The following is a 12479-nucleotide window of genomic DNA, read 5'->3' as shown; positions in this document are numbered from 1 at the left end:
GCCATTGACGCGGCTCTGAACCCCTCAGCTCCGCACCTGATGTGATAATGAGGAAACGTGATGATAACCGGAAAAATAACGCTGCACATGGTCTGTTTTTCGCTGGCATTAAGTGCCGCTGCGGCCATGGCTGATGAGAGTACCACGCCACCGCCCAGCCTGACGCTGGGCATTGCAGGTATCAATGCACCACGCTACAGCGGCGCCGATAAGCAGCACTGGCAACTGATGCCGGTGATCCAGGCGCGCGATGGGGCCTTCTTTTTAGACTCGCAGAAAGGGATTGGCTACGACCTGCAGGCAGATAACGGGCTTTATCTTGAACATACGCTGGGCTACGGGCTGGGCCGATCTGACCGGAATTCATCCTGGCGTGACGGGGATGACCGGCTCAGGGGCATGGGGAATATCGACGCAACGATGAACACCGCGCTGGCGCTGGGATGGTCGGTAACGCCGTGGCTGGTGCTGGAGGGCAAAGCGACGCTGCCATTAAGTGATAGTCAGGGTGTGCAGTACCGGACTTCCGTAACCCTGATCCCCTGGCAGACCAGTGACGATACCGTGGCACTGCAGGTGGCGGGTCTGTTTGGCGACGGGCGTTATATGAATACCTGGTATGGCGTTAACAGCAAGCAAAGTGCGCGCAGCGGATTTGAACGGTACGACGCCGCGGGTGGATTTTATGGCACCGACACCAGCCTGACCTGGAGCCATCAGTTCACGCCTGCCTGGGCCGCCAGTGTGATAGGTGACTACAGCTGGCTGGATAAGCATGCTTCAGATAGCCCCATCGTTGCACGGCACAACGGCGCATCGGCCACCCTGGCATTGAGCTACACCTTCTGAATGGCACCATGAAGAAAAGTGAGATGCGCAGCCACCGCCTTTTGCTTGCGGCACTGATTCTGTTGTATGTCGTGGTCTATACACTGACAGGCGTGGCGCTTAGTCTGTTGGATGCGCCGGGACGGGGGTAGCGCACTGCTGCAGTTGTTCGTCGCTTTAAGGCGCAGAGTGACTGCGCCAGGCATGTTCATTTTCTGCTACAGATGTCAGGCACGCTGGTCTCGCTGGTAAAGATGAATAATCTCTTCAGAGAGTTCGCGAGCCAGCATCGAGGTCATCAGGTGATCCTGCGCGTGAACCATAATTAATGTCATGGGTTGACGGCCTTCGCCTGCATCCTGTTCAATCAGCCGTGTTTGCATTTTATGCGCCTGTCGGGTGAAGGTATCCGCCTCGTGCAGCAGAACCCGGGCCTGTTCGATTTCACCCTGACGCGCCGCCCGTAACGCCTCAAAGCAAAGGCTGCGCGACTGCCCGGCATTAACAATAATTTCCATTACCGCCTCTTCCTGATCGATCATGCTAAATTCTCCGGATGGTTAAAACCGTTACGGGCAGCAGTTGCAGCAAACCATTCCCCGCTTTTTTTCACCGTGCGTTTCTGAGTAGTGATATCAAGCTCGACAAAACCGTAACGGTTTTTATAGCCGTTACACCATGACCAGTTATCAATAAAGGTCCACATATGGTAACCGAGGCACTGACTGCCCTCGTCGATCGCCCGGTGAACCCATTTAAGATGTTCAGCAACAAAGTCGATTCGATATTGATCGTCTATTTGTCCGGCCTGAACAAAACGTTGTTCATCTTCGACACCCATTCCATTTTCTGAAATAAAACAGCGTGGATTCCCATAATTCAGCCGCAGATTAGTGAGAATGTCATAGATGCCTGGTTCGTAAATTTCCCAGCCACGGTATGGATTCATTTTTCGGCCCGGCATCTCATAACTTTCAAAAAACCATTCAGGCATAAACGGAGCGGCAGGATTAATAGCGCTATCGCGGCATTTGACCCGCCGCGGCTGATAGTAATTGACCCCCAGCAGGTCAATGATGCCGTCAGCGATCAGCGCCTTGTCCTCAGCCTGCGTTAACGGTAACTGGTCGTACTGTCTGAGCAGCGCGACCAGATCCGCCGGAAATTCACCCCGTAAAACCGGGTCGAGAAAACTGCGATTAAACAGCAGGTCTGCATGATGAGCGGCCATGAGATCCGCCGGGTGCTGTGACCGCGGATAAGAAGGCGTGAGATTAAGCACAATGCCGATCTCTCCCGCTGAGCGGCTGGTCCTGAAAGCCCGGACCGCTGAGGCATGAGCCAGTACGGTGTGGTAAGCCACCGTAGCTGCCCGGCGGAAATCCACCACGTTAGGATAATGGAAGTCATACAGATACCCGCCTTCCACTGGCACAATCGGCTCGTTAAAAGTGAACCAGTGCAGCACGCGATCACCGAATAGCTCAAAGCAGAGGCTAGCGTAGCGAGTAAAAGCTGCAACGACCTGGCGATTTTCCCAGCCTCCCTGATCCTGCATCGACATCGGCATGTCAAAGTGAAACAGCGTAATAAATGGGGTAATGCCCTGTGCCAGGAGCTCATCAATCACCCGATTATAGAACGCCACTGCCTCTTGATTGACGTCGCCGGTGCCATCAGGGATCAACCGCGACCAACTGATGGAGGTGCGGAAACTGTTGTGATTCAGTTGCTTTAGCAGAGCGATATCCTGATGCCAGTGCTGGTAAAAAGTGGACGTCTCACCTGGGCCAACCTGCTGATGAAAGCGGGATGGCTGCTGCGAATACCAGTAATCCCAAATGGTGGCGCTTTTGCCACCGTTCAGGCTATCGCCCTCGGTCTGCAAAGCGGAACTGGCGCTGCCCCACCAGAACTTATCAGGAAATATATAGTGCATAATGCCTCTCTTCAGAAGAATCAGGGGGTACCGGCGGTTTTTGCCAGCGGAGCAGGTGACTGCGACTTTTCCGGCTCATTTTTCATCAGCGATCGCTCGTAGGCCCGCAGGAACGGCAGGTAACACAGCGCTGAAAACGCCATGCAGACCAGGCACATGACTACAGGACTGATCGCCCAGTTAGCTGCCCACGAGGCGCCAATCGGCGCTGGCGTCGTCCATGGCGTGAGAGAAACCACCTGAGCCAGCCAGCCCAGCCGGGTTGCGGTATAAGCCAGTACTGCGTTAAGCATCGGCACGCAGACAAAGGGGATAAACATCAGAGGATTCATGATGATCGGCGCGCCAAACAGGATCGGCTCGTTGATATTAAAAAAACTTGGCACAATGCCCATCCTGCCGATGGTTCGCAGATGGGTAGCGCGGCTGCGCAGTAACAGGAAAGCGAGAGGCAAAGTAGAGCCGACACCCCCAATCAGCAGATAGTGATCCCAGAAGCCCTGGAGATAGATATGCGGCAACACCGTGCCTGCCGCCAGGGCAGCCTGATTAGCAGAGAGATTAGCCATCCAGAACGGATTCATAATGCCGGTCACAATCAGTGCTCCGTGAATGCCGGCGAACCAGAAGATCTGACATAGCAGCACCGACAGCAGAATGGCAGGTAAAGAGTCAGACGCGGAGACCAGCGGTGCCAGCAGATGCATGATGGCCTGTGGAATGATCATTCCGGTCCGGGCTTCAATAAAAAGGTTCAGCGGGTGAAGAGTGCCGATAATCACTATCACCGGAATCAGGATCTCGAACGATCGTGCGACGCCGGTCGGTACCTCTTTTGGCAGACGGATAGTGATGTTGTTGTGCTTCAGCCAGGCGTAAACGCGGGTAGCGTAAATGGCAGTAATCAACGCGGTGAAAATCCCCTGACCGGAAAGATATTCGGTTGAAATAGTGTGATTTGAGTAGGGAGCTGCCACCAGTAAAAAGGCCATAAAGGCCAGCAGACCAGACATCACCGGATCCAGTGCGAATTGCCGTCCCAGACTGGCCCCGATACCCACTGATATAAAGAAAGTCATGACTCCCATGCTGAGATTAAACGGCAACATCAGCTGGTCACGGTAGGTGGCGGAAAAATCGAGCCAGGCACGGGCCAGGCTGTTGGTGCTGGTGGCGGAAAAGGGAGGAAAGATAAATACCAGCATAAACGAGCCAATAATCATAAACGGCAGGGCCGCAGTAAAGCCGTCACGGATGGCTATCACATATTTCTGCTGACCCAGCCGACCAGCAAGTGGCGTAATTGATTGCTCGATCACCGTAATCATCGATTGATAGAGGGAACTCATAAGGCCGCCTTGTCATGTGCTGCTGCGATCAGTGACAGGGCAAAATGCAGCACCTTGTCCCCCCGCTGCATGCCGTAATCCATCATATCGATCGGTTGTATCGGAATATTCTGGCCAGCTGTTTTTTCCGTCAGGCTTTGCAGCATGTACTTCACCTGTGGCCCAAGCAGAACCACCTGATAGTGGGAAAATTGCTCATCAAACTCCGCCACGCCAAATGCCTTTATCTCAACGGATAACCCTTGCTGAGCGGCCGCTTCCTCCATTTTTCGCACCAGCATGCTGGTAGACATACCTGCTGAACAACACAACATGATTTTGTACATGGTCACTGTTCCTCACCCTTTACACTCAAGTGAGGCTGATTGGATAACATATGGAAACCGGTTTCCATTGCGATAAATAAGAAGTGTGATGACTGTCAGAAACCCTTATCTACAGGTTTTTTTAATTAGATAACGATCACAAAAATGACTGAAAAGCCAGGGTAAGACCTGTATATGGGAAAACGGTTTCCACAGCATAGTGAAAAAGTTATACTTTGAGCTGCGAATTAATGTACAGCAGGACAGGGTTGGCTTTTTTTGGCTTAGCGCCATTTTCAGGGGAGAACGATGTCTACTATCAACGATGTATCGCGGCTGGCTGGGGTTTCCAAAGCCACAGTTTCCCGGGTGTTGAGCGGCTCACGTGGCGTGAAGGAAGCCAGTCGTCTGGCGGTACTCAAAGCCGCTGAAGAGCTGAATTACCGGCCTAATGTTATAGCCCAGTCATTATTCAGTCAGACAACCCACTGTATTGGCGTAATCTGTGCGCAGGAAAATGTTAACCAGATTACCGCCTGGCTTTTCGCGCTGGAAAAACAACTGCGCCAGCATCAAAAACATCTGTTGTTACGCTTTGCGCGCAGTAAAAGTGAAATCCTCACCGCACTCGATGAGCTGAGTTGTGGCCTGTGCGATGATGTGCTGATCATTGGTGCGCACTTACCGCTTAACATTGATGATGAACATGTCATTCTGGTCGACTGTGCTGAAGCAGAAGGGCCAAACAGTATTCAGTTCGATCACGCCTTTGCCGCTGAGACAGCCTGCAATTTCCTGATTAACCAGGGCCGGCGTCAAATTGCATTAATCCAGCCAGAGAATGGCAGTACGGCCGGGCAGGTGTTAGATGGCTATAAACTGGCGCTGGAAAATAATGTTTTACCCTTTAACCGCAATCTGGTCATCACTGATGCGGTCTCATCATCGGTAGCTATTCAGATGCTGTTGAATAACGCCAGTAGTCGTATTTTTAATGCATTACTGGTGGCTAATGAGCAGGAAGCACAGCGCGTAATGACGCAGTTACAGGCGTTCAATAAAGCGGTGCCTGACGACGTAATGGTCTTTAGCCTGGCGGGTACAGTTAATTTACCAGGTTTACCTGCTATACCGGCGATTGAATATTCCCTTGATGCGCTTGCATCCCGTATCGTCAGCTGGTTAACCGCCACTACCCAGCAGATGCTGGGTAGCTCGGTACTACGGGGTGATTTGATTATTCCCGACTGGCGGCAGCGCTAATTAAGCCAGTGGTTAAGCGATATTGCTCTGCTGGCGCTGCAGGAAGTTCCAGGTTGCGCCCAGCATGCCGGAGTCGTTGCCATAGGTCGCGGTATCAATGCGGATATCAAGATCATATTTTGCCAGCTGCTCTGCCAGTTCCTCGAGGAACGGCTCCCGCTCGGTAATTCCCCCACCGATAAATATCATCTGCGGATCAAACACGCTGAAGAGGTTATATAAGCAGGCTGCAAGATCCTGGTAGAATTTATTCACCACCTGCTGCGCGGCTTCTTCTTTGCGATCGTATGCGTCAAAGACATCTTTACCGGTAACGTCGTCGGAAGACTTTTCGATGAGCTGGCTGTAATTCTCCCGAAGCGCCGTCATGGTACAACTCTGGCTCATAGTATGGCGTTCAATATTGCTGCTGTCAGGGCGCGAAGTCAGCAGGCAGCCAAACTCGCCCGCGCGATTACGACCGCCCCGGATCAGCGCGCCGTTGCAGAAGGCCGCTCCGCCTAATCCCGTGCCGATGGTTAACATCAGAAAATCACTGAGCTTTTTTGCTTTACCCAGCCACTGTTCAGCCAGTAAGGCGCAGTGTGCATCATTTTCGACCGTGGCAGGCAGTGAGGTTTTTTCCGTAAGCCACTGGCTCAGATGAAACTGGTCGAAGTCCCGAATGGTACCGCCCATGGCGATATATCCGGCTTCTGCATCAATATAACCGGGCGTGCTGACGGCGATGCCAGCACAGCCGGGATTTTTCTCCAGCCATGCCAGGATTTCATCAAGTATTTTGTCGCGTGAATTATGGGAAATATCAGCACTGTCACTGGTCAGAATATTTCCCTGTTCATCAATCACGCCCATTTTTAAAGAGGTGCCACCAATATCGAAAGCTGCAATCTTCATTAACGTTCTCTGAGGTTGTTTTCATCCGATTAATTGTAGTGCTGAAAGAAAAAGGGCAGGAGGTCTGTCGGAGGCAATTTTGTCAGGAAAGGTACAGATTTATATGATGGGTGTGGCAGAGAGGGCGTTCTGATAACCCCGACACACAGGGAAGAACTGAGTAAGTTCTTTCAGGATGGCTGATGTATCACCCGCGCTGAGAGGGTGCCTGGCAGCGCGGGCTTAATAGTTGCTATGCCGTCATGACCACTTACGCAACAGGAGACTGGCGTTGACGCCGCCAAAACCAAAACCGTTCGACATGGCATAAGTCAGCGCGGTAGGACGTGCATTGAGCGCCACCAGGTCCAGATTACCTGCGGCTTCATCGGGATGATGGAGGTTCAGCGTCGGCGGAATAAGCTGCTGCTGCAGCGCCATCAGGGTGAATATCGCCTCAACGCCGCCTGCTGCACCCAGCAGATGGCCGGTGGCGGATTTCGTTGAAGCGATCGCGACCTGCGAATCATCGCCAAACACTGCGCGAATAGCCGCCAGCTCACCGTGATCGCCAACCTGAGTTGAGGTAGCGTGTGCGTTGATATGCTGGACGTCGTCCGGGCTGATGCCCGCCTGGCGCAGTGCGGTCCTCATCGCCCGCGCAGCCCCGCTGCCATCCTCCGGACCCGCGGTTAAGTGGTATGCATCGGCGCTGGTGCCATAGCCGACTATCTCCGCCAGCGGCGCCGCGCCGCGTGCTTCGGCATGGGCCAGCGACTCAATCACCAGCAGGCCGGCACCTTCGGCCATCACAAAGCCGTTTCTGTCGCGATCAAACGGACGTGAGGCATGGTGCGGCTGATCTTCATAGCCCACACATAGCGCACGTGCAGCCGCGAAACAGCCCAGCGTGACGCGATCCAGCGCCGCTTCTGTGCCGCCACAAATAGCAATGTCCGTTTCACCACTTCTTATTAACCTTGCGGCGTCACCAATCGCCTGAACCCCCGCCGCACAGGCAGTAACGGGCGCGCCCAGCGGACCGGTGAAGCCGTGTTTGATCGAGACATGACCCGCAGCCATGTTGGCCAGAAACGAAGGTGCTGTAAAGGGTGAGAGCCTGCGCGGGCCGCGTGCATCGGTAGTGCGCACCGCGTCGGCAATGGCACCAAAGCCGCCGACACCTGAAGCAATAATCGTCGCGGTGCGTTCACGCGCTGCCTCATCTTCAGGATGCCAGCCCGCCTGATTCAGCGCTTCTTCTGCTGCCAGCAGCGCGAATTCTATAAAGCGCGACATCTTTTTACGCTCTTTCGGCGCAATGAACGCCTCCGGGTCGTAACCTGCCAGCGGATCTTCATCGATGCCGGGCACGCTGCCACCCACTGAAATACCGGTGCCAGCAGTAAGCGTGTCGGGCAGGGTACGTATACCTGATTCCCCTGCCGTTAATCGCCGCCAGACGGATTCAACGCCACAACCGAGTGGCGAGACGATGCCCGCGCCGGTAATGACAATGCGTTGTGATGAGGCTAAGTGACTCATAATTTTGCTCCCTTAGACAGTCCGGACAGTGAGTGAAATGCTGCTGCGGAGAATAGATACACGCCTTGAGGGCGAAAGGTGAGGCCCTGCGTAGGGTGGTGCGATAGATGAACGCAGGGATGGAATACAGCAGACAGAGATAAACTTAGCAGCATCAGAATCCTGAGCGATAACCAGACAGAGTGCTATCGTTGATCTTGTGACTAAATAAGTCAATAGTCACATCATGCGCAATGATCAGGGCGCAAGGCTACGTAACACCAGCGCTGCCAGTTGTGCAGAGGCTTCTTCAGCATCATCAAGGCTGTACTGCAGCAGTACCGGACTGGCGTAGGGTTTGATCACCCGATAGATTGCCTCCGCCGCTTCGTCTGCCGGGGTTTTACGTTCAAACTCACCGGATTCACGACCCCGTCGCAGGATCTGCTGGATCAGATTCAGTAATCGCACTTCGTGTGCCATCGCTGACGGCCAGCGGTCACGCGACGCGACGGCAGCAATGTCATACAGTTTACGTTCGTGAAAAAAGAGTTCAGTGCCGGTGACGGAAAGCGTGCGAAACAGTCGCCGCAGTTGCTCCGATGCTCCAGGCGCATCGGCGATCGCGGCTTCGACGCGCTGCATAATCATCGCCAACCGGGTGGAGCAGATCACTTCGCCAATCGCCTGTTTCGATTCAAAAAATTTGTAGATATAGGCTTTGGAAAAGCCGATAGCACGGGCGAGATCGGAGACGGTGGTTTTTTCGTAACCATAATGCGCGAAGTGCTGCATGGCAGCATCAACAATCTGGTCACGCACATTGTGCCCGGCCGGGCCGCGTGTGCCATTTTCCATTACGGATTGAGTCATTGTCAGAACCTGGCAGATCAAAGGTGGGTGAAAAAATTCAGTGACCACTGTTAGGGGTGGTCACATTTTAGGCCCTGATGCGATTAAAATCCATGGTTCGCAACGAATTAAGAGAGTTGACGCCACTTAACCCGCACAGATGGCAAACTGGCAAGGTCGAGACTGATATTGACTTTGCTGGTTAGCATTAAGGTGATTTTAAAGCCTGCATTTTTCCGGGGAGTTCGCCTTTAAGGCCGGTTATAAAGCCTGAAACAGGATAAAAGAGTCTACGTTCGCTTGCGTGCCGAATTTGAATGTCAACTTAACATCATCTGAGTGAGTTGACAGATTCAGGGCTCTTTAGTGCTTCTTTAAATAAGCTGAATTATACTGTCGGAAATGGGCGCAAATTCAGTGATTTCTTAATGATTTACATTATCGATGATCAAATTACCTACAATTCAGATGACTGTACGCTGAGTCATATTCCTACCCAGGAAACGCTGAGTCTGAGTATTTCATCGGGTCGGCTGTTTGAGCAGTTGCTGAATTCCCAGGGAGAAATACTGGCACGTGAAACCCTGCTGACCGAAGTCTGGGATAAATATGGCCTGCGCGGATCAAACAGTAATCTGAATCAGTATCTGAGTATTCTGCGCAGAGCGCTCGCGGCTTATGGTTGTGAAAATCTGATTATCACCATTCCGAAAATCGGCATCCGACTCAATACTGACATCAAAATTGAACGTGAATCTTCCCCGGCTTTTGTTGTGACAGAGGTTCAGAGTGATGAAGAGTCTGCGGAGAGTACTGTTTCCAGCCAGGATAGCCCGGCGATAACCCACGATCTCGTTTTGGCCGACAAGGTTGTCAAAAAATCTGGCCTCAGCGTCAGGCAGGTTATTTTTGTCATCATCATGCTGATGTTGCTGGGAAGCGCTTTCTGGTACTTCATTATAAGTGAGCCTGCTGAAAAGAATTCCTCTATGAGTATTATCAAGCTGCAAGGCGGCTGTGAGGCGGTGATTGTTCAGGGACTGGATGTGTTTGAGCAAAAGTCACTGGATAAGCAAATTCTTGAAATTCTCAAAGAGAATAATCAATCCTGTGTGCCGGGACGACGCATCTATTTCGATAAAAATACTCCATTCACAACAACGGATTATGGCAGGACTATTCTCTCCGCATGTAACCTTAACAGCAGTGGCCATATCGTTTCCTGCGACAGCTTCTATTATCTTGACTGGAGAACGTTTTGAAACGTAACGCCACATTAATGCTGACGCTAACACTCGCTGCGCTGCTGCTGGTGCTTTTTGCCGGAATTAATTATTTTAAGCCCCGGCCTGACGATTTTCCTTTCCGCTGCTCAGCGTTCAGCCGCTATGATCTTAGCCGAAATGATGATGAAAAGATTAAGTTTGCTGTTTCCCAGGATCTTCGCTTTATTGATTCTAAACTGGGCTATCTCTTGCTGAACGGGCAGGTAACTTTTGGTGATAAAGAAACAACGCTTAATCGACGCATTGCGCTGAGCGCAGGGAATAAAATTGATAGGGACACTTATCGCTATAAAATAAGAACGGTCATTACCGCAACAAACGATACGACGCCAGATGCCGTGTTTGATCTGCTGCTGGCGGAGATCACGCTTGATCCTGGCTATCTGCAGCTGGATACGACTCAGGTCGATAAAAAGACCTATCTGATCGGTGGGCCGCTCGCCTATCTCTTTACCTGCCAGCGTTATTAAATGAAGAGACTTTCAGCTGAAATATAAACCGGAAGAGCCAATGCTCTTCCGGTTTGCTTTTAACTGCGCATTGCAGACAGCGTGTCTGTTACGCAGTACGGAAGCTTTCCAGGGTATCTGAGAAAATCTGAAGATCTGCAGCGCTAATAGGACTCGCCTTCGACAGAGAGAAAATCAACAGGTCGTCCATGTTAAGTGTGAATACCGCTTGTTTCTGGTAAAGACGAAGATTATCTGGCCGAAGGAAATCATAGGTAATCATGATGCCTGTAGTGAGATTATTACCCAGCACCACTGGCTGATGGACTTCCTGTTGCCAGTCTTTCATCTGCTTTTGCAGAATAGCGAGCTGGCTAAGAATATACTCTTCCGGATTATTATAGTCGCCTATAGATAATTTTTATATTCTGTGCTTTTTTATAAAATAATGAACAACATGCCATTATGAGCGTTTGCACTTTATAGCAATGGCTCATTCCTTCCTGGAAAAATTATTCTTTTCCAGGCAAATTAAAACGTCAGCAGGCCGAAAACCACGGCTGCAGCGATGCCAACAATACCCATGCCAAATGCAGATCCACTAATTGGATTTGCAGCAGGCACTGAGTCAGGGCTCACCCACTCAGTTTTTTCTTTTGAGCTTCCGCCTAATTGGTTGAAGAAATCTAAAATTACTGAAGTTAAAGACCCTCCACTAACGCCTTCGATTTCACGATTGTTTAATTCACGCTTGATATTTCCTTATGCAGTAATTACTGGAGCAGTGGCATCAAACTGGTTTTCAACAATCTGATTGAACCAGCCCACAGTTGAATCCCAGCCATTGATGGCACCATAAAGTGCGCCATCAACCAGGCCAACAACTGCGCCGACAATCAGGCCGACACCGCCAGAGATAATACCTGCACCTACGATGCCACCTGCGCTACCGCCGCTCAAACCGAAAGCAGTTATACCGGTAACACCACCTACAACGACAGCACCAACAAAATCAAAAAACCTGCGCCTGAAACATTTCGCATTTCTACAGGTGTTAAATCTCTCATTTACATCTCCAATAATAATCACTTATTCAATTATTCAGTATTGAATTTTTTAAAATGCCGCTTCAAGCGAACGGCGCTATTAGATTCGTAGACCATAAAAAATAAAATAGTAAAATATCCATAATTAATATTACGTGCTATTGGCATTAATAACTGAAGATGTGTTTTGTTTACAATGCATTTACATTCGTAGTAATTTAGAGTGCCGGGGTGAATATATTCACATCGTTATATGTTTTTTCTGCCGACTATTGATGAGGTGATTTAATTTTACCTTTAATCAGCTTTTCCTGAATGAAGAAAATGGTACGCATTCTGCGGCGAAAAAGCTTCAGAGGGAGGGTGTGCAGCTTGGTTAAAAGTCCAGAGAATGAGAAATCGGTCCTCATATGCAATTTAAGGTGAATGTTGCAGAGGTAAGGTAAATATATTTTTTGGTGTTTTTATCTGAGTTTTTGCTAAAAATTAGTATATAAAACTATATGCCTTACAATTTGTTATTTAAATGTCTGTTTTGGGGCCGGTGTGGTTTAATTTATGCCATCAAATGCTGTCGTGTTTTTTTATTTTTAGAGAGGAATTAACAATGGTTCCATAATGATTAAAGGTTTATCAATTATGCCGCATATTTAAACTTGTAGTGCCTTTTTGTGTGCTTGATATAGCGGGATTATAACATCAATGTTCATATGATTATGATTGATTCCTTTTTTAAGAAAAAAGTTATAACACTATCAGTAA

Annotated in this window: 13 protein-coding genes; 4 read left to right on the top strand and 9 right to left on the bottom strand. The window is 50.3% G+C overall.

All coding sequences use genetic code 11. The features are described 5' to 3' along the window. Positions 1–60 precede the first annotated feature (60 nt). Positions 61–849: a MipA/OmpV family protein gene (locus tag ACR8BN_RS22340; RefSeq protein ID WP_031594549.1), complete on the top strand. Its 789-nt coding sequence runs from the start codon at positions 61–63 to the stop codon at positions 847–849. Between the two features lie 206 nt (positions 850–1055). Here the strand turns inward: ACR8BN_RS22340 and ACR8BN_RS22335 are convergent, their stop codons facing one another. Genes ACR8BN_RS22335 through ACR8BN_RS22320 form a run of 4 tightly spaced genes read right to left on the bottom strand, consistent with a single transcriptional unit; the run spans position 1056 to position 4442 of the window. Next, positions 1056–1370 (bottom strand): PTS lactose/cellobiose transporter subunit IIA, encoded by a 315-nt coding sequence (locus ACR8BN_RS22335; RefSeq protein ID WP_039387287.1) that lies wholly within the window; start codon positions 1368–1370, stop codon positions 1056–1058. After that, positions 1367–2767, bottom strand: a complete 1401-nt coding sequence (locus ACR8BN_RS22330) for a glycoside hydrolase family 1 protein (protein ID WP_430019082.1) — start codon at positions 2765–2767, stop codon at positions 1367–1369. The genes ACR8BN_RS22335 and ACR8BN_RS22330 overlap by 4 nt, the downstream gene beginning before the upstream one ends. Positions 2768–2787: 20 nt before the next feature. Further along, the gene (locus ACR8BN_RS22325; RefSeq protein ID WP_031594545.1) at positions 2788–4116 is read right to left on the bottom strand and encodes a PTS sugar transporter subunit IIC; all 1329 of its coding nucleotides are present in this window, start codon (positions 4114–4116) and stop codon (positions 2788–2790) included. Then, positions 4113–4442: a PTS sugar transporter subunit IIB gene (locus tag ACR8BN_RS22320; protein ID WP_031594544.1), complete on the bottom strand. Its 330-nt coding sequence runs from the start codon at positions 4440–4442 to the stop codon at positions 4113–4115. The genes ACR8BN_RS22325 and ACR8BN_RS22320 overlap by 4 nt, the downstream gene beginning before the upstream one ends. A gap of 288 nt (positions 4443–4730) precedes the next feature. On the opposite strand from ACR8BN_RS22320, the gene ACR8BN_RS22315 reads away from it, so the two are divergent. Continuing rightward, positions 4731–5684 (top strand): LacI family DNA-binding transcriptional regulator, encoded by a 954-nt coding sequence (locus ACR8BN_RS22315; RefSeq protein ID WP_064703080.1) that lies wholly within the window; start codon positions 4731–4733, stop codon positions 5682–5684. Between the two features lie 12 nt (positions 5685–5696). On the opposite strand, the gene ACR8BN_RS22310 is transcribed toward ACR8BN_RS22315, so the two are convergent. The 3 genes from ACR8BN_RS22310 to ACR8BN_RS22300 all read right to left on the bottom strand — a co-directional run bounded on the left by ACR8BN_RS22310 (position 5697) and on the right by ACR8BN_RS22300 (position 8957). Then, complete coding sequence (locus ACR8BN_RS22310) at positions 5697–6581, bottom strand: ROK family protein (protein ID WP_207091050.1); 885 nt, start codon at positions 6579–6581, stop codon at positions 5697–5699. A gap of 240 nt (positions 6582–6821) precedes the next feature. Then, positions 6822–8105, bottom strand: a complete 1284-nt coding sequence (gene fabF / locus ACR8BN_RS22305; RefSeq protein ID WP_434747821.1) for a beta-ketoacyl-ACP synthase II — start codon at positions 8103–8105, stop codon at positions 6822–6824. A 237-nt stretch (positions 8106–8342) separates the two neighbouring features. Beyond that, positions 8343–8957: a TetR/AcrR family transcriptional regulator gene (locus ACR8BN_RS22300; protein WP_109653683.1), complete on the bottom strand. Its 615-nt coding sequence runs from the start codon at positions 8955–8957 to the stop codon at positions 8343–8345. A 407-nt stretch (positions 8958–9364) separates the two neighbouring features. On the opposite strand from ACR8BN_RS22300, the gene ACR8BN_RS22295 reads away from it, so the two are divergent. Then, positions 9365–10198 carry a winged helix-turn-helix domain-containing protein gene (locus ACR8BN_RS22295; RefSeq protein ID WP_434747856.1) on the top strand — a complete coding sequence of 278 codons (834 nt, stop codon included), beginning with the start codon at positions 9365–9367 and terminating at the stop codon, positions 10196–10198. Next, a complete protein-coding gene (locus ACR8BN_RS22290; RefSeq protein ID WP_064703077.1) occupies positions 10195–10692 on the top strand; it encodes a FidL-like protein in 498 nt (165 codons plus the stop codon). Before ACR8BN_RS22295 ends, ACR8BN_RS22290 begins: the two co-directional genes overlap by 4 nt. Positions 10693–10780: 88 nt before the next feature. Here ACR8BN_RS22290 and ACR8BN_RS22285 read toward each other — a convergent pair whose 3' ends face one another. Together ACR8BN_RS22285 and ACR8BN_RS22280 are read right to left on the bottom strand one after the other, a co-directional pair. Continuing rightward, positions 10781–11053 (bottom strand): DcrB-related protein, encoded by a 273-nt coding sequence (locus ACR8BN_RS22285; protein WP_434747855.1) that lies wholly within the window; start codon positions 11051–11053, stop codon positions 10781–10783. Positions 11054–11433: 380 nt separating this feature from the next. Then, positions 11434–11760, bottom strand: a complete 327-nt coding sequence (locus tag ACR8BN_RS22280; protein ID WP_434747820.1) for a hypothetical protein — start codon at positions 11758–11760, stop codon at positions 11434–11436. Positions 11761–12479 lie beyond the last annotated feature (719 nt).

Origin of the sequence: Pantoea sp. Lu_F5_004 (assembly GCF_051136245.1) — a bacterium.
Taxonomy (GTDB): domain Bacteria; phylum Pseudomonadota; class Gammaproteobacteria; order Enterobacterales; family Enterobacteriaceae; genus Pantoea; species Pantoea agglomerans.
This window is presented reverse-complemented; position numbering and strand designations above follow the sequence as displayed.

Excerpts from the sequence above, each read along its gene's own strand:
- ACR8BN_RS22340 (WP_031594549.1), top strand. The coding sequence starts at position 61 with ATGATAACCGGAAAAATAACGCTGCACATGGTCTGTTTTTCGCTGGCA.
- ACR8BN_RS22335 (WP_039387287.1), bottom strand. The coding sequence starts at position 1,370 with ATGATCGATCAGGAAGAGGCGGTAATGGAAATTATTGTTAATGCCGGG.
- ACR8BN_RS22330 (WP_430019082.1), bottom strand. The coding sequence starts at position 2,767 with ATGCACTATATATTTCCTGATAAGTTCTGGTGGGGCAGCGCCAGTTCC.
- ACR8BN_RS22325 (WP_031594545.1), bottom strand. The coding sequence starts at position 4,116 with ATGAGTTCCCTCTATCAATCGATGATTACGGTGATCGAGCAATCAATT.
- ACR8BN_RS22320 (WP_031594544.1), bottom strand. The coding sequence starts at position 4,442 with ATGTACAAAATCATGTTGTGTTGTTCAGCAGGTATGTCTACCAGCATG.
- ACR8BN_RS22315 (WP_064703080.1), top strand. The coding sequence starts at position 4,731 with ATGTCTACTATCAACGATGTATCGCGGCTGGCTGGGGTTTCCAAAGCC.
- ACR8BN_RS22310 (WP_207091050.1), bottom strand. The coding sequence starts at position 6,581 with ATGAAGATTGCAGCTTTCGATATTGGTGGCACCTCTTTAAAAATGGGC.
- fabF (WP_434747821.1), bottom strand. The coding sequence starts at position 8,105 with ATGAGTCACTTAGCCTCATCACAACGCATTGTCATTACCGGCGCGGGC.
- ACR8BN_RS22300 (WP_109653683.1), bottom strand. The coding sequence starts at position 8,957 with ATGACTCAATCCGTAATGGAAAATGGCACACGCGGCCCGGCCGGGCAC.
- ACR8BN_RS22295 (WP_434747856.1), top strand. The coding sequence starts at position 9,365 with ATGATTTACATTATCGATGATCAAATTACCTACAATTCAGATGACTGT.